19 protein-coding genes are annotated in these 19190 nt (G+C 64.5%); 4 read left to right on the forward strand and 15 right to left on the reverse strand.

The window, feature by feature from the left end; translation table 11 throughout:
• Positions 1-4: 4 nt before the first annotated feature.
• On the reverse strand, positions 5-835 hold the full coding sequence (fdhD, locus tag ACMGGG_RS25320) for a formate dehydrogenase accessory sulfurtransferase FdhD (RefSeq protein ID WP_063542236.1): 831 nt from the start codon (positions 833-835) through the stop codon (positions 5-7).
• 174 nt (positions 836-1009) lie between these two features.
• Between fdhD and lysM the strand changes: the two genes are divergently transcribed.
• A complete protein-coding gene (lysM, locus tag ACMGGG_RS25325; protein ID WP_054891686.1) occupies positions 1010-1450 on the forward strand; it encodes a peptidoglycan-binding protein LysM in 441 nt (146 codons plus the stop codon).
• Positions 1451-1495: 45 nt separating this feature from the next.
• On the opposite strand, the gene yrfG is transcribed toward lysM, so the two are convergent.
• Entirely contained in the window at positions 1496-2158 is a 663-nt protein-coding gene (yrfG, locus tag ACMGGG_RS25330; RefSeq protein ID WP_065864469.1) for a GMP/IMP nucleotidase, read from the reverse strand.
• A 65-nt stretch (positions 2159-2223) separates the two neighbouring features.
• Here yrfG and nudE point away from each other — a divergent pair, with 65 nt between their 5' ends.
• Together nudE and cysQ are read left to right on the forward strand one after the other, a co-directional pair.
• Positions 2224-2790: an ADP compounds hydrolase NudE gene (gene nudE, locus ACMGGG_RS25335; RefSeq protein WP_153772464.1), complete on the forward strand. Its 567-nt coding sequence runs from the start codon at positions 2224-2226 to the stop codon at positions 2788-2790.
• Positions 2787-3614, forward strand: a complete 828-nt coding sequence (gene cysQ / locus ACMGGG_RS25340) for a 3'(2'),5'-bisphosphate nucleotidase CysQ (RefSeq protein WP_414154628.1) — start codon at positions 2787-2789, stop codon at positions 3612-3614. Before nudE ends, cysQ begins: the two co-directional genes overlap by 4 nt.
• A gap of 29 nt (positions 3615-3643) precedes the next feature.
• Here the strand turns inward: cysQ and ACMGGG_RS25345 are convergent, their stop codons facing one another.
• The 13 genes from ACMGGG_RS25345 to ACMGGG_RS25405 form a co-directional block, all read right to left on the reverse strand.
• On the reverse strand, positions 3644-4099 hold the full coding sequence (locus ACMGGG_RS25345) for a YiiD C-terminal domain-containing protein (RefSeq protein WP_112897131.1): 456 nt from the start codon (positions 4097-4099) through the stop codon (positions 3644-3646).
• On the reverse strand, positions 4096-5499 hold the full coding sequence (locus ACMGGG_RS25350; RefSeq protein WP_414154629.1) for a sigma-54-dependent transcriptional regulator: 1404 nt from the start codon (positions 5497-5499) through the stop codon (positions 4096-4098). The genes ACMGGG_RS25345 and ACMGGG_RS25350 overlap by 4 nt, the downstream gene beginning before the upstream one ends.
• The gene (locus ACMGGG_RS25355) at positions 5496-7310 is read right to left on the reverse strand and encodes a sensor histidine kinase (RefSeq protein WP_054891730.1); all 1815 of its coding nucleotides are present in this window, start codon (positions 7308-7310) and stop codon (positions 5496-5498) included. The genes ACMGGG_RS25350 and ACMGGG_RS25355 overlap by 4 nt, the downstream gene beginning before the upstream one ends.
• 37 nt (positions 7311-7347) lie before the next feature.
• Positions 7348-8208, reverse strand: a complete 861-nt coding sequence (rfbD, locus tag ACMGGG_RS25360) for a dTDP-4-dehydrorhamnose reductase (RefSeq protein ID WP_414154630.1) — start codon at positions 8206-8208, stop codon at positions 7348-7350.
• On the reverse strand, positions 8205-8750 hold the full coding sequence (rfbC, locus tag ACMGGG_RS25365) for a dTDP-4-dehydrorhamnose 3,5-epimerase (protein ID WP_197889763.1): 546 nt from the start codon (positions 8748-8750) through the stop codon (positions 8205-8207). The genes rfbD and rfbC overlap by 4 nt, the downstream gene beginning before the upstream one ends.
• Positions 8747-9622: a glucose-1-phosphate thymidylyltransferase RfbA gene (gene rfbA / locus ACMGGG_RS25370; protein ID WP_414154631.1), complete on the reverse strand. Its 876-nt coding sequence runs from the start codon at positions 9620-9622 to the stop codon at positions 8747-8749. The genes rfbC and rfbA overlap by 4 nt, the downstream gene beginning before the upstream one ends.
• Entirely contained in the window at positions 9619-10701 is a 1083-nt protein-coding gene (rfbB, locus tag ACMGGG_RS25375; RefSeq protein ID WP_125930979.1) for a dTDP-glucose 4,6-dehydratase, read from the reverse strand. The genes rfbA and rfbB overlap by 4 nt, the downstream gene beginning before the upstream one ends.
• A gap of 63 nt (positions 10702-10764) precedes the next feature.
• On the reverse strand, positions 10765-11910 hold the full coding sequence (gene rffA, locus ACMGGG_RS25380; RefSeq protein WP_414154632.1) for a dTDP-4-amino-4,6-dideoxygalactose transaminase: 1146 nt from the start codon (positions 11908-11910) through the stop codon (positions 10765-10767).
• Positions 11907-12626: a metallophosphoesterase family protein gene (locus ACMGGG_RS25385; protein ID WP_414154633.1), complete on the reverse strand. Its 720-nt coding sequence runs from the start codon at positions 12624-12626 to the stop codon at positions 11907-11909. Before ACMGGG_RS25385 ends, rffA begins: the two co-directional genes overlap by 4 nt.
• Positions 12607-13584: an ATP-grasp domain-containing protein gene (locus tag ACMGGG_RS25390; protein WP_112897132.1), complete on the reverse strand. Its 978-nt coding sequence runs from the start codon at positions 13582-13584 to the stop codon at positions 12607-12609. The genes ACMGGG_RS25385 and ACMGGG_RS25390 overlap by 20 nt, the downstream gene beginning before the upstream one ends.
• The gene (locus ACMGGG_RS25395; protein ID WP_414154634.1) at positions 13581-14432 is read right to left on the reverse strand and encodes an NAD-dependent epimerase/dehydratase family protein; all 852 of its coding nucleotides are present in this window, start codon (positions 14430-14432) and stop codon (positions 13581-13583) included. Before ACMGGG_RS25395 ends, ACMGGG_RS25390 begins: the two co-directional genes overlap by 4 nt.
• A complete protein-coding gene (locus ACMGGG_RS25400) occupies positions 14429-15157 on the reverse strand; it encodes a class I SAM-dependent methyltransferase (protein ID WP_054891698.1) in 729 nt (242 codons plus the stop codon). The genes ACMGGG_RS25395 and ACMGGG_RS25400 overlap by 4 nt, the downstream gene beginning before the upstream one ends.
• Positions 15154-15906 (reverse strand): WbqC family protein, encoded by a 753-nt coding sequence (locus ACMGGG_RS25405; protein ID WP_054891699.1) that lies wholly within the window; start codon positions 15904-15906, stop codon positions 15154-15156. Before ACMGGG_RS25405 ends, ACMGGG_RS25400 begins: the two co-directional genes overlap by 4 nt.
• A gap of 277 nt (positions 15907-16183) precedes the next feature.
• Between ACMGGG_RS25405 and ACMGGG_RS25410 the strand changes: the two genes are divergently transcribed.
• Positions 16184-19084: an aminotransferase gene (locus tag ACMGGG_RS25410; RefSeq protein WP_372821695.1), complete on the forward strand. Its 2901-nt coding sequence runs from the start codon at positions 16184-16186 to the stop codon at positions 19082-19084.
• Positions 19085-19190: the final 106 nt, after the last annotated feature.

Consider the following 19190-nt stretch of genomic DNA (forward strand, 5'->3'; position numbering starts at 1 on the left):
GCTTTTACGACTCCGCCGCTGGGCTGAATACCCGCGGTGCACTGTGTTTGGGCAGATGGATGAGGTTGAGGTTGTGCTTGCGTGCCCATTGCAGGGCAAGGCCGGTCGGTGCCGACAGGCTGACCAGGGTCTGGATGCCGGCACGCAGGACTTTCTGGATCAGCTCCAGGCTGCAGCGGCTGGTGACGATGGCCAGGCCGCCGTGAGTGTCGATGCGCTGGCGCAGCAGGGCACCGATCAGCTTGTCGAGGGCGTTGTGCCGGCCGATGTCTTCGCGGCCCAGCAGCAGTTCGCCGTGGCGGTCCATGAACAGCGCCGCATGAACAGCGCCGCAGTGCTGGCCCAGAGGCTGGAAGGCGTCGATGCGCTGGCGCAGGTCCTTGAGCCATTCCACCGGCGGCAGGGGCGCGCCGGGTAGAGCCTCGAGTTCGGGCAACGCCTGCTCCAGGGCCTCGACGCCACACAGGCCGCAGCCGCTGGTGCCGGCCAACTGGCGGCGCTGGTTCTTGAGGTTCCAGAACGCACGGCTGGAGATCTCGAGGTCGGCATACAGCGCCGAACCACTGCCGGAGAGCTTCAGGTCGTAGATGTCTTCAGTGCTGGAAACGATGCCGCTGCCAATGCTGAAGCCAACGGCGAAGTCTTCCAGATCGGTCGGGCTGACCAGCATCACCGCCTGGTTGAGGCCGTTGTAGACGATCGCCAGGGCGACTTCTTCGGCCAGGGGCGTGCTGTCGCTCGCCTGGTCGGAGAGCTGTACGTAGTCGTAGGTGTTGCTGGCGGCAGGCAGTGACAGGGGCGTTGATGCCGCGCAGACCGGAGGCTTGCTGTTCATCGGGGCGGATCACCGGCGGCTTTTACTTGCACAAGCCTAGGCTTGTGGACGCGCCGCGTCTAATCGCTAGGGTCGATGCCGTGATAGACCGCGTCGATTGGTCGCAGTGGAGCGTGGCGGGAATTCCTGGCCTAGACTCTCAGGTTCCGAGGAATCATCAACAAGGAGCGCGTCATGAGCCTGTTCAGTTTCGTGAAGGAAGCCGGCGAGAAGTTGATCGATCTGCTGACCCCCGGCAATGCCAATGCCGAGGAACAGTTGAAGAAGCACGTGGAGAGCGTGGGCCTGGGCAATCCGAACATTTCGGCCACCGTAGAGGGTGACAAGGTCATCCTCAAGGGCGAGGTGGCGAGTCAGGAGGAGAAGGAGAAGATCATCCTGGCGGCGGGCAACATTGCCGGGGTGGCATCGGTGGATGACCAGATCACCGTTACCGGGCCGGTGGCGCAGGCGGCCCGGTTCGTCACGGTGAAGAAGGGCGACACCCTGAGTGCGATCGCCAAGGCCGAGTATGGCGATGCCAGCAAATACCAGAAGATCTTCGAGGCCAACAAGCCGTTGTTGTCACATCCGGACAAGATCTATCCCGGGCAGGTGCTGCGCATTCCAGACTGAGGATCGGTGTTGCGCTCATCGCGGGCTTGTCCCGCGATGAGGCCCTCAAAGCCCCAGCAACAACTCCCGGTAATCCTCGACCGCCGCAAATTCCTGCGTATCGCGCACATCCGCCCGGCTATCGGGCTGGCGCACTGCCAGCAGATGCCTCACCCCGAACCGCTGCGCACTGCGCAGGATCGCCAGGGTGTCGTCGATGAACAGGCTGCGCGCGGGCTCGAAGCCGATATCGGCGCGCAGGGCATCCCAGAACTGCGGGCTCTCTTTCGGGTAGCCGTAGTCGTGCGAGCTGATCAGCCGTTCGAAATACGGCGCAAGCTGCACCTTCTCGAGCTTCAGCGACAGTGAGTCGCGGTGGGCGTTGGTGATCATCACCACGCGCTTGCCAGCCTTGCCGATGGCGGCAAGAAAGGTGTCGGCGTCCGGACGCAGGGCAATCAGGTCGGCGATCTCGCGCTTGAGTTCGCGGATCGGCAGGCGCAGTTCGCGGCTCCAGAAGTCCAGGCAATACCAGTTCAGGGTGCCAGCATGGCGCTCGAACAGCGGTCGCAGCTCCAGCTCGGCCATCGCGCGGCTTACGCCATGCAGCTCGGCGTAGCGCTGGGGCAGGTGTTCGAGCCAGAAGCGGTTGTCGTAGTGCAGGTCGAGCAGGGTGCCGTCCATGTCCAGCAGGACGGTATCGATGGTGGACCAGGGCAGAACAGGCATTGGAAATTCTCGATCGGTCGGCAAGCCACGGTATAGTAACCCGTTCACGCCAAGGAGCCGCACCCATGCGCCAGAAACCCACTGTCCTCAGTCGCGAGATCGTCGCCAGCAGCCGCCTGTTCCGGGTCGAAGCGGTGCAGTTGCGCTTCTCCAATGGCAACGAGCGCACCTACGAGCGTCTGGTCGGTCGAGGCAACGGTTATGGGGCGGTGATGATCGTGGCCATGCTCGACGCCGAGCATGCGGTGCTGGTCGAGGAGTACTGCGGCGGCACAGACGAATACGAGCTGTCGCTGCCCAAGGGCCTGATCGAGCCGGGCGAGGACGTGCTGGCCGCCGCCGATCGTGAGCTCAAGGAAGAAGCCGGTTTCGGTGCACGGCAACTGGAGCACCTCACCGAGCTGTCGCTGTCACCCGGCTACATGAGCCAGAAGATCCAGGTGGTGCTGGCCACTGACCTTTACGAAGAGCGCCTGGAAGGCGATGAGCCCGAGCCGATGCGCGTCGACAAGGTCAACCTGCGCGAACTCTCGGCCCTGGCCATGCACCCGCAATTCAGCGAAGGGCGAGCGCTGGCAGCGTTGTACCTGGCCCGTGACCTGCTGATCCAGCGGGGGCTGCTGAGCGCATGAACGACCTGCAACTGATGCACGAAGTGGTGAAACTGGCGCAACTGGCGGGCGAGGCGATCCTGCCGTTCTGGCGCTCTGGCGTCGCAGTCACCAACAAGGCCGATGAGTCGCCGGTGACGGCTGCCGACCTGGCCGCCCACCGGATCATCGCCGACGGCCTGCAGGTGCTGGCACCGCAGATTCCGGTGTTGTCCGAGGAAGACTGCAACATCCCGCTGGCCACCCGCGAGGGTTGGTCGCGTTGGTGGCTGGTCGATCCGCTGGATGGCACCAAGGAGTTCATCGCCGGCAGCGAGGAATTCACCGTCAACATTGCCCTGATAGAGCGCGGCGAGGTGGTGTTTGGCGTGGTGTCGATGCCGACCAGTGGCCGCTGTTACTTCGGTGGTCGTGATCTGGGGGCATGGCGTGCAGAGCTACAGGCAGAGCCTCAGCCGATTCACGTGCGCAACGCGCCACCTGCCGATGGCCGTTTCACCGTGGTTGCCAGCCGCCGCCATACCAGCCCCGAGCAGGAAGCCTTGCTGGCTGGGCTCGGTGCCGAGGTTGGCGCGTTGGAACTGGCCAATATCGGCAGCTCGCTGAAGTTCTGCCTGCTGGCCGAGGGCGCTGCCGATTTCTACCCGCGCCTGGCGCCGACCTCGCAGTGGGATACCGCGGCGGCGCAGGGGGTAGTCGAAGGGGCGGGGGGCGAGGTGATCGGGCTGGATGGCCAGGCGTTCCGCTACCCGGCGCGGGAGTCGCTGCTCAATCCGTTCTTCCTGGCGCTGCCGGCCAAGGCGCCCTGGCGGCAAAAAGTCATTGCAGCGGCTATCGGGCAGTAATTACCGAAGCCGCCTCGCTCCTCGCCTGATCAGCGGTGCAGCACATACTGGCCGCTGAATCTCACCGCCGCCTCTTCACTCCCCGCATTGCTCACCACCGTCTCCAGGGTCAGGCGCGCCCGGCCGCGGCGCTGGTACATCGTCAGGAAGCGCTCCCAGGCCTTTTCGTCCGGTGCCGGGCAGCGTGCTACCGCTACACCGGTCACGGGCAACGGGTAGCTGATCTGCCCCTCCTGAATGACGATATGCCCGTCATCGATCCCCAGCTCGCGCAGACGCAGGTGCAGCCAGCCCCAGCCGACCAGTACGGCGGCGCAGTAGAGGCTGCCGCCGAACATGGTGCTCTTGTGGTTGACGTTGGGCGCCAGCGGCAATTGCAGACGCAGGCACTGCTCGCGCCAGTCGATGACTTGCATGCCCATTTCCCGTGTCAGCGGTATATCGCTGTGCAGGACTGCCTGCAGGTACTGGCTGTCGGTGGTCATGGCCGCGGCTCCTCGTGATCGTCATGGCTGCTGCCGTCGGCGAAGCTCAGGCCGTGCTTGCGCAGCTTGTCGTGCAATGTTTTACGCGGGATGCCAAGGGCTTCGGCCAGGCTACGCATGGAACTGTGCGGCTGGTTCAGCTCGGCGGCGATCAGCGAACGCTCGAACTGCTCGACCTGCTCGCTGAGGTTGCCGACACGTGCCGGTTCGGCGCTGTCGGTGGCAGAGGGCGCCTGGCCGTCCAGGGCCAGCTCCAGGCCAAGGGCGAAGCGCTCTGCCGCGTTTTGCAGTTCGCGTACGTTGCCTGGCCATTCGTGACGCAACAGCATGGCCCGCTGCGCCGGTTGCAGGGTATGCGGTGCCAGGCCGTGACGTTGGCTGGCGGCATCGGCGAAGTGCTGGAACAGCACCAGGATGTCGTCACCGCGTTCGCGCAGCGCCGGGATGCGCAGCGGTGCGACGTTCAGGCGGTAGTAGAGGTCGGCGCGGAAACGCCCTTGATCGGCCGACTGACGCAGGTCTTCCTTGGTCGCGGCGATCACGCGGATGTCCAGCGGTATCAGTTGGTTGCCGCCCAGGCGCTCGACCACGCGCTCCTGCAGCAGACGCAGCAGCTTGACCTGCACGTCCAGGCTCATGCTCTCGATTTCGTCGAGGAACAGCGTGCCACCGTTGGCGAACTCGAACTTGCCGATACGGCGCTTCTGCGCGCCGGTGAAGGCGCCGGGCTCATGGCCGAACAGCTCGCTCTCGACCACTGACTCGGCCAGGGCGCCGGCGTTGATGGCCACGAACGGGCCGTCGCGACGGCTCGACAGGTCGTGCAGGGCACGCGCGACCACCTCCTTGCCAGCGCCGGTCTCGCCGAGGATCAGCACGTCGGCACGGGTGCCTGCCAAGGCGCCGATCTGTTCGCGCAGGCGCTGCATCAAGGGTGAATGGCCGACCAGCCGTGTCGACAACTGCTGGCGATCGCTCAGGGCCAGGCGCAGGCTGCGGTTGTCCAGCACCAGGCGACGCAGTGCCAGGGCCCGGCGCACGCTGTCGAGCAGGGCATCGCTGGCGAAGGGCTTTTCCAGGAAGTCATAGGCCCCGGCACGCATCGCCTGGACTGCCAGCGGCACATCGCCGTGGCCAGTGATCAGCAACACAGGCAGCTCGCTGTCCCGTGTGTGCAGTTGCTCCAGCAGTTGCAGGCCGTCGATACCGGGCATGCGGATATCGCTGACCACCACGCCAGGCCAGTCGGGCTCGATGCGCTCGGCCAGGCCCTGGGCGTCGGCCAGGGCGGCAACCTTGAGGCCTGCCAGGTCCAGGGTCTGGCTCAGGGCCTGGCGCAGGTGCGGATCGTCATCGACCAGGATGACCTGGGTTTGACTGTCGATCAGTGTCTCGGTCATGCCGAGGAATCCTCCGAAGGTTTCAGGTTGGCGCCGGGGGCTGCGATGCGCAGTTGCAGGGTGAGCAGGGCGCCCCCTTCCGGGTGGTTGCCCATCAGCAACTCGCCACCGAGCGCACGCATCAGGCTTTCGCAGATCGCCAGGCCCAGGCCAAGACCCTGGGTACGGGTCTTGGTGGTGAAGAAGGGTTCCTTGGCATGCTCCAGCGCTTGCCGGGTAAAGCCCGGGCCGTTGTCGCGAATGTACAGGTAGACGCAGTCGTCGCGCGTCTCAGCACTCAGCCAGAGGCGGCGTGGGTTGGCTTTTTCGGTGAGTGCGTCAAGGGCGTTGGCCAGCAGGTTGCCGAGCACTTGGCGCAGGCGGGTTTCACCGGCCTGGACCCACAGGGTGGCGTCCGGCAGATCGCGGATCAGTTCTACCGCCATCGCCCGACGGCGCTTGGCCAGCAATGCCAGGGCATCGTCCAGCGCCGGTTGCAGGGCCACGCTTTCCGGGGCATGCCGGTCGCGGCGGGCAAAGGCGCGCAGGTGGGCGATGATCGAGGCCATGCGTCCGGTCAGTTCGCCGATCAGCTTGAGGTTGCCACGGGCATCCTCGGTGCGCTGGTGATCGAGCAGGATCTCGGCGTTCTCGGCGTAGCTGCGGATCGCCGCCAGCGGTTGGTTGAGTTCGTGGCTGATGCTCGCCGACATGGTGCCAAGCACCGACAGCTTGCCGGCCTGGACCAGCTCGTCCTGGGCGCGTACCAGTTCCTGCTGTGCCTGCTCGCGCTCCAGCACTTCGTTCTTCAGGCGGTTGTTCAGCCATTCGAGGTCGGCGGTGCGCGCCACCACGCGGTTTTCCAGTTCCTGGCGGCCACGGGCCTCCAGTTCGATGCGGTCCATGTAGTGGCGGCGGCGCTGCATCACCAGCCCGGCCAGGAGCATGGTTACCAGCAACGCGCCGGCGCCGATGGCCATGACGGTCTGCACCGAGCGATCGACCAGGATACGCGGCGCAAGGATGCTCACCTGCCAGCCGGTCTCCTTGATATCGCGGGTCTGGGTCAGCCAGGCCTCGGGCTCCAGGCGCAGTGGTTGCGGGGCCTGGGTTGGGTAAGGCTGGATTGCGATCATCGCCTTGCGTTCTGCTTCGCTCAGTACACGGGTGGCGCGGAAACGCCACTCCGGGCGCGAGGTGAGCACCACCACGCCGTACTGGTCGGTCAGCAGCAATTGTTCCGGGGTGCGTCCCCAGAGGGTTTCGGTGTGGTCGAGGTCGACCTTGACCACCAGCACGCCGATCACACGTTCACCGTCACGCACCGCTGCTGCGAAGAAGTAGCCGCGCTTGGCCGAGGTGGTGCCCTGGCCGAAGAAGCGGCCCAGGCGCCCTTCCATCGCTTCGATGAAGTACGGGCGGAAGGCGAAGTTGCGGCCGACGAAGCTGTCGCGCTTGTCCCAGTTGGAGGCCGCCAGGGTGTTGCCGCTGACGTCCATCAGGTACATCACTTCGGCGCCGGTCTGCTGCGTGATCTCGCGCAACAGGCGATTGGCGTTGGTCACCGCCTCCAGCCTGAACGGGTCGGCCAGCACGCCACGCAGGGCCGGCAGGTCACCGAGGATCTGTGGCAGGGTCTCGTAGCGGTGCAGGGTGCCGAGCAGGTTGGCGACATAGAGGTCGAGGGTCTGGCGGTTCTGCGAGGCCAGTTGGTCCTGGTAGTAGCGCTCGGCAAGATGATGCAGCGGCCACAGCAGCGGAGCCAGGCACAGGGCCAGCAGGGCCAGGCTGCGCCAGCGGGGTCGTTGCGAAGTGATTGAAGTCGAGGTCATCGCCAAGTGCGCCAGAATGAACTGGCGCAATTATGCGCTACTTCAGGCAGTCGATCAGCGCTTGCTGCCAATGCGGCTGGCTGACCTGCCATTCACGTGCCAGGCGTGAGCAGTCCAGGCGAGAGTTGAGCGGGCGGCGGGCCGGGGTCGGATATTCGCTGCTGGGGATCGGCAGCAGTTCGGCGCAGGGCAGGTCGCGGGCCTTTAACTGCTCGGCGATGGCCTGGGCGAAGCCGAACCAGGAGGTTTCGCCCTGGGCCGTCAGGTGATAAGTGCCCCACGCACCCGCCTGGCCGGCCTGCCAGCGCTCGATCATGGCGCGGGTACTGGCGGCGATCGTCCCGGCCCAGGTCGGTGCGCCGATCTGGTCGTCGACCACCTTCAATTGCGGGCGCTCCTGCAACAGGCGCTGCATGGTCAGCAGGAAGTTGCGCCCATGCAGCGAGTACACCCAGCTGGTACGCAGAATCAGGTGCTCGGCGCCGACCGCGGCAATCGCCTGCTCGCCTGCGAGTTTGCTCTGGCCGTAGACGCCCAGCGGATGCACCGGGTCATCCTCGACATAGGGCGTTGTCTTGTTGCCGTCGAACACGTAGTCGGTGGAGTAGTGGATCAGCGGCGCACCCAGGCGTGCGGCTTCCTCGGCCAACACCCGCGGACCTTCGGCATTGATGGCGTGAGCCAGCGACGCTTCGCTTTCGGCCTGGTCCACCGCAGTGTGCGCCGCGGCGTTGATGATCAGGTCCGGGACGAGCTGGCGCAGAGGCTCACGCACGGCTTCGGGGTGAGCCAGGTCGAGCTGGTCGCGGCCTAGCAGGTGCAGCTCGCCAAGCCCGGCCAGTGCCTGCTGAAGGGCCTGGGCGACCTGGCCGTTGCGGCCGCAGACGAGGATCTTCATGGGAACAGCTCCGCGTCCTGAAGCAGCACCCCGGCCTGGTCCTTGGCTGACAGCAGCGGTTCCGACGTCAGTTGCCAGTCGATGGCCAACTGCGGATCGTCCCAGCGAATGCAGCGTTCGGCAGCGGGGTTGTAATAGTCGGTGGTCTTGTAAAGGAAATCGGCCGACTCGCTGAGCACCACGAAACCGTGGGCGAAGCCCGCAGGGATCCACATCTGGCGGTGGTTCTCGGCGGACAGTCGTGCGCTGACCCAGCGCCCGAAGGTCGGTGAGCCGCGGCGGATGTCCACGGCCACGTCCAGCACCTCGCCCAGGGTCACGCGGACCAGCTTGCCCTGCGGGTTCTGCACCTGGTAATGCAGACCCCGCAGTACGCCCTGCCCGGAGCGCGAATGATTGTCCTGAACGAACTCTGCATCGACGCCGGTGCGTTCGGCGAAGGTGCGGGCATTGAAGCTTTCGAAAAAGAAACCACGACTGTCACCGAATACCTTGGGTTCGATGATGAGGACTTCGGGGATTGCGGTATTGATGACGTTCATGGCATTTCTTCAGCCAGTTTGCTCAGGTATTGGCCGTAGCCGGTTTTTTTAAGTTCGTTGGCCTTGGCCAGCAGCCTTTCCCGGCAGATCCAGCCCTTCTGATAGGCGATTTCTTCCAGGCATGCCACTTTCAAACCCTGGCGGTGCTCGATGGTCTGCACATACTGGGAAGCCTCCAGGAGGCTGTCGTGGGTGCCGGTATCGAGCCAGGCGAACCCGCGACCGAAGCGTTCGACCCTCAAGTCGCCGCGCTTCAGGTAGGCGTTGGTGATGTCGGTGATTTCCAGCTCACCCCGAGGCGAGGGGCGCACACCCTTGGCGATCTCTACCACATCGTTATCGTAGAAATACAGGCCAGTCACCGCGTAGCTGGAGCGCGGCGCGACCGGCTTTTCCTCGATGGACAGGGCATTGCCTTGCGCGTCGAACTCGACCACGCCGAAGCGCTCCGGATCCTTGACCAGGTAGCCGAACACCGTCGCACCGGAGGGGCGGTTGACCGCACGCAGCAACTGTTCGCTGAAACCTTGGCCATGGAAGATGTTGTCGCCGAGGATCAGGCACACCGAATCGTCGCCGATGAAGTCTTCGCCAATCAGGAAGGCCTGGGCCAGGCCATCAGGCGAGGGCTGCTCGGCGTAGCTGAGGTTGATGCCGAACTGGCTGCCGTCGCCGAACAGCTGGCGGTACTGCGGCAAGTCCTGGGGGGTAGAGATGAGCAGGATGTCGCGGATGCCGGCGAGCATCAACACCGAGATCGGATAGTAGATCATCGGTTTGTCGTAGATCGGCAGCAGCTGTTTCGACACACCGAGGGTGATGGGGTGCAGGCGTGTACCGGAGCCTCCGGCGAGGACGATGCCCTTGGTCATGCGATCAGGTCCTTGAAGTCGGAATTGCCCAGGCGCTCACCCTGATAGCTGCCATCCTGGACGTGGCGGCACCACTCCAGGTTGTCGAGGTACCACTGCACGGTCTTGCGCAGACCGGACTCGAAGGTCTCCTCCGGCACCCAGCCCAGCTCGCGCTCGATCTTGCCCGCGTCGATGGCGTAGCGCAGGTCGTGGCCGGGGCGGTCCTGGACGAAGGTGATGAGATCACTGAAGTGGACGATGTTGGCGGGCCGCTGGGGCGCGAGTTCTTCGAGCAGATTGCAGAGCGCGTGTACCACATCGAGGTTCTTCTGTTCGTTGTGCCCGCCGATGTTGTAGGTCTCTCCGACCTTGCCTGCGGTCACCACCCTGAGCAGCGCGCGGGCATGGTCCTCGACGAACAGCCAGTCACGCACTTGCTGGCCGTTGCCGTACACCGGTAGTGGCTTGCCGGCGAGGGCGTTGAGGATCATCAACGGGATGAGTTTCTCGGGGAAGTGATACGGGCCGTAATTGTTCGAGCAGTTGGTGATCAGCACCGGCAGGCCGTAGGTACGATGCCAGGCGCGGACCAGATGGTCGGATGCTGCCTTGCTGGCCGAGTAGGGCGAGCTTGGGGCATAGGGCGTGGTTTCGCGGAACAGGTCGTCGGCACCGTGCAGATCGCCGTACACCTCGTCGGTGGAGATGTGGTGAAAGCGGAACGCGGCGCGTGCCTCTTCCGGCTGGCGACTCCACCAGGCGCGAGTGGCCTCCAGCAAGGTATAGGTGCCGGTGATGTTGGTCTGGATGAATGCTGCCGGCCCGTCGATGGAGCGATCGACGTGCGACTCGGCGGCCAGGTGCATGATCGCATCAGGCTGGAAACGTTCGAGGACAGCGCTGACGGTCTCCTGATCCACGATATCGGCCTGGACGAACTCATAGCGGCTGTTATCGGCGATGCCGCGCAGCGACTCGAGGTTGCCGGCGTAGGTCAACTTGTCGAGGTTCAGCACTTCGTTGTCGGTATGGCCGATCAAGTAGCGGATCAGCGCCGAACCGATGAAGCCGGCACCGCCGGTAATGAGAATACGCATGGAGTGTGACTATCCTGCTGGTGGTAGGTGGCATTGTGCTGCAGGCGCGCAACAGCCGTTGGTTCAACGGCGCGCGAGCGAAGTACTCAAGGCTGAAATCACCCGGTCCTGGCGTTCATCGCCCAGGCCGCACCACAGCGGCAGGCGTACCAGGCGGTCTGACAGTTCGTCGGTGAGCTGCATCGAGCCATGTGCACGTCCGTAGCGCTCGCCGGCGGGCGAGGAATGCAGTGGCACATAGTGGAACACGGCATACACCTCTTCGTCTCGCATCCTCTGCAACACGGCCTGACGGTCAATGCCCGGGGCGAGCAGCACATAGTACATATGGGCGTTGTGCTGGCAGTCCTGCGGGATGATCGGCCTGCGCAGCAGCCCGTCCGCCTCGAGGCCGGCAAGGGCGTGGTGATAGCGCGCCCAGGTAGCCAGGCGGCTGTTGGTGATCGCTTCAGCTTCCTGCAACTGTGCCCAGAGGAATGCGGCGGTCAGCTCGCCGGGCAGGAACGACGATCCGACCTCCTGCCAGGTGTACTTGTCGACCTGGCCGCGGAAGAAGCGACTGCGGTCGGTACCCTTCTCGCGGATGATTTCCGCGCGCATCACCAGCTCCGGATCGTTGGCCAGCAGGGCTCCGCCTTCGCCGCTGATGACGTTCTTGGTTTCATGGAAGCTGAACGCTCCCAGATCACCAATGCTGCCCAGCGCACGCCCCTTGTAGCTGGACATGACGCCTTGCGCGGCATCCTCCACCACCTTCAGGCCGTGCCTGTGGGCGATGGCCAGGATGCTGTCCATCTCGCAGGCGACGCCAGCGTAGTGGACCACGGCGATGGCCTTGGTGCGTGGGGTGATGGCAGCTTCGATCAGGCGTTCGTCGAGGTTGAGCGTGTCTTCGCGGATATCGACGAACACCGGCACCGCGCCGCGCAGGACGAAAGCATTGGCGGTGGATACGAAGGTGTAGGACGGCATGATCACTTCATCGCCGGGCTGGATGTCGAGCAGCAGCGCGCACATCTCCAGCGCTGCGGTGCAGGAATGGGTCAGCAGCGCCTTGCCGCTGCCGGTACGCTCCTCGAGCCAGGCATGGCAGCGCTTTGTGAACGGTCCGTCACCGGCAAGCATCTGGCCCAGGTTGGCCTCGGCAATGTGGTGGAACTCCTTGCCGGTCATGTAGGGGCGGTTGAAGGGGATCTTTTCCAGGCTCATGGGCGGTTTCCTGCAGAGTTCGCGGGCGGAAGGTCGCTGCGGATCGCGCTGACGCGCCCGCCGATCTGCGTGCCCTTGGCAAGGTTCTCGTAGAAATAGTCGGTGAAGCCTGCGTGTGCCATGGCACGTTGCGCGGCCTCGATGTCATAGGCGATGCGGTAGAGCGCGAAGCGTTGGCCGTCCCATGTGGCGAAGGCCGCTCGAGGGTCGCCGTCGCGGGGCTGGCCGACCGAGCCGGGGTTGCACCAGGTCTTGTCGCGGCCCTGCCAGAGGAACTGCACATGGCTGTGGCCGGAGGCGAAGAAGCGCCCCGGGTGTTCAGCGAAATAGGCTTCGCTGGGCTCGAGATATTCATCGAGTGGGTCGTTCCAGCCGCCGTGGATCAACTCCAGGCCGTGCAGGCTGGCACGCTCCGGCAGGCTTTCGAGCCAGCGGCGGTTGTCGGCGCTGAGCACCTCGCGCTGGTAGTCCAGGCAGGCATTGGCGCTGTTGGAGCGTGGGCAGGGCTGGTTGAGCGCGATATAGGCATCGTGGTTGCCCATCAGCGAGAAGATCCCGCGAGCGCGCAAGATATCGCAGCACTCGTTGACCTGGCTGTAGTAACCGGCGGTGTCGCCCAGGCAGATGATCTCGTCCACACCCATCCGATCGAGCTCGGCGAGCACGGTGGACAGTGCGGCGAAATTGCCGTGGATGTCAGAAATGATCCCGATCATGAACCACGTAGTCCTCGATGTAGCGCACAGCAAAACCTGCGCGCAGCGCTGGTTGCCGGGGCCTTTCGCCCTTGAGATACCAGGCCAGGCACATGGCGGCCTCGTTGTAGCCGAAAGCGGTGCGGATGGAACTGGTGGAAGAGATCCGTGGATTGATCTCCAGCAGCTTCCAGGTGCCGTCGTCTGCCCGGCGGAACTGCAGGTTGGTGGGCCCGACCGGTTTGAAGTGCTGGCACAGGCGCGTCACCACAGCATCCAGGCTGGCGTCGTGGCGCACTTTGGCCTTGGCTGTGGAGCCGTCAGAGGCCAGGCTGCGCTGGAAGGTGATCGCGGCGCAGATGCCGCCCTGGCCGTCACCGAACACCGCCACGGTGTACTCCTGGCTGGCGCTGCCGATGATCGGCTGGGCCATCAGCACCTCCCCGAGAAGGGGTGCCCAGGGTGTGAAATCGCGCGCTTCGCGGACCCACACCAGGCCCTTGGAGGCGTAGCTGCGCCGTGGCTTGAGCAGGAACGGCAGGCCGAGCTGCTGCGAAAGCGAGGCAAAGTCGCCGGTCAGATGGCTGGGGATACGGGCGTCGTCTTCATGTGCCAGCAGGGCCTGGTCCATGGCGTATTTGTCGCGCGACAGGCTGATCAGCCGGGCATCGTTGAGCACAATCCGGCAGCCGGTGGCAGCCAGTGCGTCACGGTGTTCGTCGAGCCAGTGCACATCCTGTTCGATACCGGGAATCAGCAGATCGACCCGGTACTGCTCGATCATCCGCAGCAGCCAGTCCTGATACCTGGGGTCGGCGGTCAACGGGGCCTGTTCGAAGTGGTCGCACCAGGCCTGGCCTACCGCATCGTCGTAGATGTCGGTGCCCAGCAGCCTGATCGTCGGGTCGGCGGCGCGCAGCGATTTTAGCAGGCCGTAGCCCATTATCGCGCCGACGCCGGTGACCATTGCCGTGGTCATTGCTGGGCCTCCTGATGAGCCTGCATCAGTTGCAGGCCGGTACGAATGTCGGTGGCTGGCCAATAGTCGATGGCCTGGTGCAGTTGCGCATCGGCCTGCATGGCCGGCATATCGGCGATGTCCGGCTTGTCGCGCAGGAAGTGGATGTCGGCGCTGCGGCCGCAGCCGGCAAAGGCCGCTTCGGCGATCTCCGACAGCCTGGGGCTGTGCGGGTGCACGCAGTCGAAGCGACCGATCACCGTGCGCTGCGCCACGCGTTTCACGATCTCGGCCAGGTCGTCCAGAAACAGGTAGTTGCGCTGCGCGTCGTTGTTGCCATACAGCTGCACCGTCTTGCCTGCGCGCGCCGTTTCGGCGATGAGGTACAGCAGTCCCTGGTGTTTGCGACAGGCACCGGCTGCATCGTAGACCTGGCTGGGACGCAGGATGGTCAGGGCGATTTCGCGTTGCTTGCAGAACAGTTGTGCAAGCTCCTCGGAATGGCGCTTCGACAGCGAATAGATGTTGTAGTGAGGGTCGTCGGAGGTAAAGCCTGCGAACACCGAAGACACCAGGATCAGGTGTCGGACGTCGCTTTGCGCAGCAAGCTCGCAAGCGCGCAGGGTACCGACCGCGTTGACCTGTTCGGCCTGGATCAGCGCTTCGCTGGAGGTCCCGCCGAACGCGGCGGCCACCACCACCACGGTATCGAAATGCCCGCCATCGAAGGGCGGGTTGTCTGACCGCTCCAGGTCGAACGGGAAGTCGGCTTCGCGACGCCCAGCGGTCCTGACTTCACCCAGCGTGGCAAGCCGGGCGGCGATGGCCTGGCCGATGACCGAGGTGCTGCCGATCAACAGGCTTCTCATGTCGGCTCGACCTGGGCCTCGAACATCAGGGCGCAGCAGAGCTCGGGGTAGTCGATGCCGACCGTGCACATCCCTTCGATGATTTCGTTGGACAGCCCCAGCGGCTGCAGTTGCGAGGTCATCAGCGGCTTGAGGAATACCCCTTCCTTGCGCACGATGCGATAGCCGGCCTGCTCCAGCTCATCGGTCAGGCGGCTGACCGAGTAGGTGCGCTGGTGGCCCAGTTCCAGGTCACCCTGGCCCAGCTTCATCATGTCGTCGAGCTTGCCTGCCGCGTGGCCGATACGCCGGTGCAGCGACTCGCCATTGGGCACCAGGGCGAACAGTCGGCCGCCAGGCGCGAGGAAGCGGCGAAAGTGCTCCAGGACCTGCTGCGGGTTGTCGACGTGTTCGAGGATGAAGCCCATCACGATCAGGTCGAAGGTCCGCTCGGTGTCGAAGTGCTCGAAATAGCTTTCGACGATCTCGACCGGGCTGTCGGGGTAGTTTTCGCGGAACTGGGCGATGACCGAGGGTGAGCCGTCGATCACCGTATGCGAGGCGAAGAAGCGCGAGAAGCGGTTGGTCGAGAAACCGTGGCCGACGCCCAATTCCAGAATCGAGTGATGTTCCTGGCATAGCTTCATGATCCGCTGGGGATACCAGTTGAGCATGATGTCGTTGTCGAAAGCGAAGCCGAAACGATCACTGTAGGCGCCGATGTAGCTGTCTAGTGCATTGCTCATGGGGAGACTCGCATGTCGGGTGCTGCGCCCGTCGGCGCGGTGGATTCAGGAGCCGATGACCGTATGTGCTTCATGAAGCGCGGTGCGTCCGGGCCACAGTTGAACAGCAGGTCGAGGATGGTCACGCCATGGGTGAAATCACCCCACTGCTGCGGGTATTGGGGGTAGCCGCTGTAGTCGAACCAACTGACGGTGATGCCCTGTGCGGCGAACAGGCTTTCATCCAGGTAGTCGCGCGCGGCCGGGCCGGAAAGGTATTCGCTCGCACCGGCTTGCAGACACAAGTCGACCAGGCGTTCGCTCTTGCCTTCACCCAGGCGATAGTCCCAGGAGTGGCTGATGCGTGTGCCGATGCCCAGATAGCGGCAGACGGCCTCGAGCAGCCTACGATTCAGCGGGCTGAGATGGTCGAACTGCTCTTCGAGATAGATCGGTCGCAGCCACTGTCTGATTTCGTCGAAATACGGCGCACGCTTGTAGTTCGCTTCCAGGGACCGCCAGTGACTGGCGGCCCAGTCGTGCCCGTCGATGCGTGTTTCGCGGATCGCCTGGTGGTAGCGCCCTCTGACCTGAACCGGCACGGTCAGCCATTGCACGCCTTGGGGAGTCTTGATCTGGTTGCGATTGCGCCAGTCACGTCGGGTGAATTGCATGTCGTCGTAAAGGATGAACTCGTCCACGGCGGCGATCAGGTCGAAATAACCTTTCCAGGGGATGTAGTTCGACTGCACGATGGCGACCTTCTTCATGCGTATGCCCCCGCGCGTTTGTGACGAACTTCTGACGCACGCAGCCTGCGCGACGATGCCCCGGCGTCAAGGAGCCGGTGCGGGAGGGGCGACAACAACAGTGGTGCAGCGGGCATCGACATCGAGCTCCTGGTGGACAGCGGACGAGGCCAGGCCTTCTGGGGCGCGGCTTTGGCAATGATCGTTGCAGATTGGCAACGACAGTCTGCGCCTCACCCCCTTGCTTCCGGGCAGTGGTAATGGCGATATAAGCAAAAAAGAGGCCGAGGTTCGCACCATGCCGTTGCACACCCTGATCCACCGCTCCAGCCTTCCACGTCCCGAGGTTTCCGAGGTGCAGGCCAGCCATGCCCTGCAGGCCTATTACGGCCTGCACGGCGCGCTGGTGCCCCTCGGTAGCCAGCAGGACGTGAACTTCCGGCTGGATAGCGAGCAGGGGCGCTTCGTCTTCAAGCTGTGCCATGGCAGCTATGCCCAGGTCGAGCTCGAGGCGCAGCATGCGGCACTCGCGTATCTGCAGGGGCAGGGTCTGCCGGTGCCGGCGGTGCGTGCAGCGCTGAGTGGCGAGGGCTTGCTGGCCCTGGAGATCGGCGGCCAGGCCCTGCGTTGCCGCGTGCTCGAATACATCGACGGCCAGCCGCTGACCCGTCTGAAGCACATGCCGGATAGGCTGATGGCCGAGCTGGGGACGCTGTGTGCACAACTCGGCAAGGCCCTGGCCGGTTTCGAGCACCCGGGGCTGGAGCGCACGCTGCAGTGGGACCCACGCCATGCCGAGGAGTTGATCGAGCACCTGCTGCCGGTCATCAAGGACGAGGCCCGACGCGAGCGCGTCGAGGGTGTGGCCAGTCAGGCGCGGGCGCGTCTGCAGCCGCTGGTCGGACAGCTTCCGACGCAGGCGGTGCATCTGGACATCACCGATGACAACGTGGTCTGGGCGCTCGACGAGCATCGTCAGTGGCAGGCGCAAGGCGTTATCGACTTCGGCGATCTGTCCCACACCTGGCGTATCGCCGACCTCTCTGTCACCTGCGCGGCCTTGCTGCATCATGCCGAAGGCGATCCGCTACGGATCCTGCCGGTGGTTGCGGCCTACCAGGCGGTCAATCCGCTGAGCGAAGCCGAATTGCGCGCCTTGTGGCCGCTGGTGCTCAACCGTTCCGCGGTGCTGGTGCTCAGCAGCGAGCAGCAACTCACCGTCGATCCGGACAACCAGTACACCCGCGACAACATCGCCCATGAGTGGGAAATCTTCGATACCGCCACTGCGGTACCTGCCGCCCTGATGGAAGCGGCGATCCTGCAGGCCGCGGGCTTTGCCCCGGACACCCTGGACCTCGGCGACTGCGCAGCACTGCTGCCGAGCCTGGCCGGCCAGACCGTGGGTCGGCTCGATCTGGGTGTGCTGAGCCCGCACTGCGAGGCTGGAAACTGGCAGCAGGCTGGATTCGACCAGCACCTGTTGCTTGCCCAGCCGGCTCCCGCCACCACGCTGCATGGGCAGTACCGTCTGTCGCAAACCCATTTTGACCGCCCTGACGAGCCTGCCACCTGTGCCTTGGGTGTGGAACTGAACCTGCCGGGCGGTACGGTGTTGCACGCGCCGCAAACCGGTATCTGGCTGAGCACGGGGGATGGCCGCGGGTGTCTGAGCACCGCCGGTTGGGGGCTGTGGCTGAGCGGCCTGGAGCAGGCGCCGGAGGATGGCGAATCGGTGCGCAAGGGCCAGCTGCTCGGTTCGACCTGTGGCTTCCTGAGCGTACAGCTGTGCCTGGATCCGAACATCGCGCCGCCGTTCTTCGCCAAACCGTCCCAGGCACAGGCCTGGCTGGCGCTTTGCCCGTCGCCGACGGCACTGCTCGGCTTCGACTGCGATGCCGAGCCGCTGGTCGATGCCCAGGCGCTGCTGGCGCGGCGCGATGCCAGCTTCGCCCGCTCGCAGAAGCACTACTACGCCCAGCCGCCGCATATCGAGCGCGGCTGGCGCAACTACCTGATCGACATGCAGGGGCGTTCCTACCTGGACATGCTCAACAACGTGGCGGTGCTCGGGCATGGGCATCCGCGCATGGTCGCTGAATCGGCGCGGCAGTGGTCGCTGGTCAATACCAACTCGCGCTTCCACTACGCGGCCGTCGCCGAGTTCTCCGAGCGTCTGCTCGAATTAGCGCCGGAAGGCTTCGACCGGGTGTTCCTGGTCAACAGCGGCACCGAGGCCAACGATCTGGCGATCCGTCTGGCCTGGGCCTACAGCGGCGGGCGTGACCTGCTCAGCGTGCTGGAGGCCTATCACGGCTGGTCGGTGGCCACCGATGCTATCTCCACCTCGATCGCCGACAATCCCCAGGCTCTGGAAACCCGACCGGACTGGGTGCATCCGGTAGAGGCGCCCAATACGTTCCGCGGCCGTTACCGCGGCGCTGACAGTGCCAGTGATTACCTGCGCGATGTCGACGCCAAGCTCGCCGACCTGGATGCCCGTGGCCGCCAGCTGGCAGGGATGATCTGCGAGCCTGTGTACGGCAATGCCGGCGGTATCTCGCTGCCCCAGGGCTACCTGCGCGAGGCCTATGCAAAGGTGCGGGCGCGCGGCGGCGTGTGCATCGCCGATGAAGTGCAGGTTGGCTACGGCCGCCTGGGCGAGTACTTCTGGGGGTTCGAGGAGCAGGGCGTGGTGCCGGACATCATCACCATGGCCAAGGGCATGGGCAATGGCCAGCCGCTGGGTGCGGTGATCACCCGGCGCGAGATTGCCGAAGCGCTCGAGGCCGAGGGTTATTTCTTCTCCTCGGCCGGCGGCAGCCCGGTGAGCTGCCGCATCGGCATGGCGGTGCTGGATGTGATGCGCGACGAAGGGCTGTGGGATAACGCCCGCGATGTTGGCCGCCACTTCAAGGCGCGCTTGCAAGCGTTGGTCGATAAACATCCGCTTGCGGGCGCTGCCCACGGCTCGGGCTTCTACCTGGGGCTGGAACTGGTGCGTGACCGCCAGACATTGGAACCGGCCACCGAGGAGACCATGGTCCTGTGCGATCGCCTGCGCGACCTGGGGATCTTCATGCAGCCCACGGGAGACTACCTGAACATCCTCAAGATCAAGCCGCCGATGTGCACCACGCGGCAGAGCGTGGACTACTTCGTCGATTGCGTGGACCGTGTGTTGGCGGAGCTGAGCTGATTTAAATCGATTTATATCGATTAAATTTCTTGAAATATCTATTTTGATTTTATTTCAGGCTTTAAAAGTCGATATCTATCGGTTAGATTGGTCGTATTCGCTGGCC

Origin of the sequence: Pseudomonas sp. BNK-44-b, from assembly GCF_047456245.1 — a bacterium.
Taxonomy (GTDB): domain Bacteria; phylum Pseudomonadota; class Gammaproteobacteria; order Pseudomonadales; family Pseudomonadaceae; genus Aquipseudomonas; species Aquipseudomonas machongensis.

Bases quoted from the DNA above. Each gene is read 5' to 3' on its own strand.
- nudE (WP_153772464.1), top strand. From the start codon at position 2,224: ATGCGCCAGAAACCCACTGTCCTCAGTCGCGAGATCGTCGCCAGCAGC.
- ACMGGG_RS25345 (WP_112897131.1), bottom strand. From the start codon at position 4,099: ATGACCACCGACAGCCAGTACCTGCAGGCAGTCCTGCACAGCGATATA.
- ACMGGG_RS25405 (WP_054891699.1), bottom strand. From the start codon at position 15,906: ATGAAGAAGGTCGCCATCGTGCAGTCGAACTACATCCCCTGGAAAGGT.
- ACMGGG_RS25400 (WP_054891698.1), bottom strand. From the start codon at position 15,157: ATGAGCAATGCACTAGACAGCTACATCGGCGCCTACAGTGATCGTTTC.
- rfbD (WP_414154630.1), bottom strand. From the start codon at position 8,208: ATGAAGATCCTCGTCTGCGGCCGCAACGGCCAGGTCGCCCAGGCCCTT.
- rffA (WP_414154632.1), bottom strand. From the start codon at position 11,910: ATGAGCCTGGAAAAGATCCCCTTCAACCGCCCCTACATGACCGGCAAG.
- rfbA (WP_414154631.1), bottom strand. From the start codon at position 9,622: ATGACCAAGGGCATCGTCCTCGCCGGAGGCTCCGGTACACGCCTGCAC.
- ACMGGG_RS25385 (WP_414154633.1), bottom strand. From the start codon at position 12,626: ATGATCGGGATCATTTCTGACATCCACGGCAATTTCGCCGCACTGTCC.
- yrfG (WP_065864469.1), bottom strand. From the start codon at position 2,158: ATGCCTGTTCTGCCCTGGTCCACCATCGATACCGTCCTGCTGGACATG.
- ACMGGG_RS25390 (WP_112897132.1), bottom strand. From the start codon at position 13,584: ATGACCACGGCAATGGTCACCGGCGTCGGCGCGATAATGGGCTACGGC.
- cysQ (WP_414154628.1), top strand. From the start codon at position 2,787: ATGAACGACCTGCAACTGATGCACGAAGTGGTGAAACTGGCGCAACTG.
- ACMGGG_RS25410 (WP_372821695.1), top strand. From the start codon at position 16,184: ATGCCGTTGCACACCCTGATCCACCGCTCCAGCCTTCCACGTCCCGAG.
- rfbC (WP_197889763.1), bottom strand. From the start codon at position 8,750: ATGAACGTCATCAATACCGCAATCCCCGAAGTCCTCATCATCGAACCC.
- ACMGGG_RS25350 (WP_414154629.1), bottom strand. From the start codon at position 5,499: ATGACCGAGACACTGATCGACAGTCAAACCCAGGTCATCCTGGTCGAT.
- rfbB (WP_125930979.1), bottom strand. From the start codon at position 10,701: ATGCGTATTCTCATTACCGGCGGTGCCGGCTTCATCGGTTCGGCGCTG.
- fdhD (WP_063542236.1), bottom strand. From the start codon at position 835: ATGAACAGCAAGCCTCCGGTCTGCGCGGCATCAACGCCCCTGTCACTG.
- ACMGGG_RS25395 (WP_414154634.1), bottom strand. From the start codon at position 14,432: ATGAGAAGCCTGTTGATCGGCAGCACCTCGGTCATCGGCCAGGCCATC.
- ACMGGG_RS25355 (WP_054891730.1), bottom strand. From the start codon at position 7,310: ATGACCTCGACTTCAATCACTTCGCAACGACCCCGCTGGCGCAGCCTG.
- lysM (WP_054891686.1), top strand. From the start codon at position 1,010: ATGAGCCTGTTCAGTTTCGTGAAGGAAGCCGGCGAGAAGTTGATCGAT.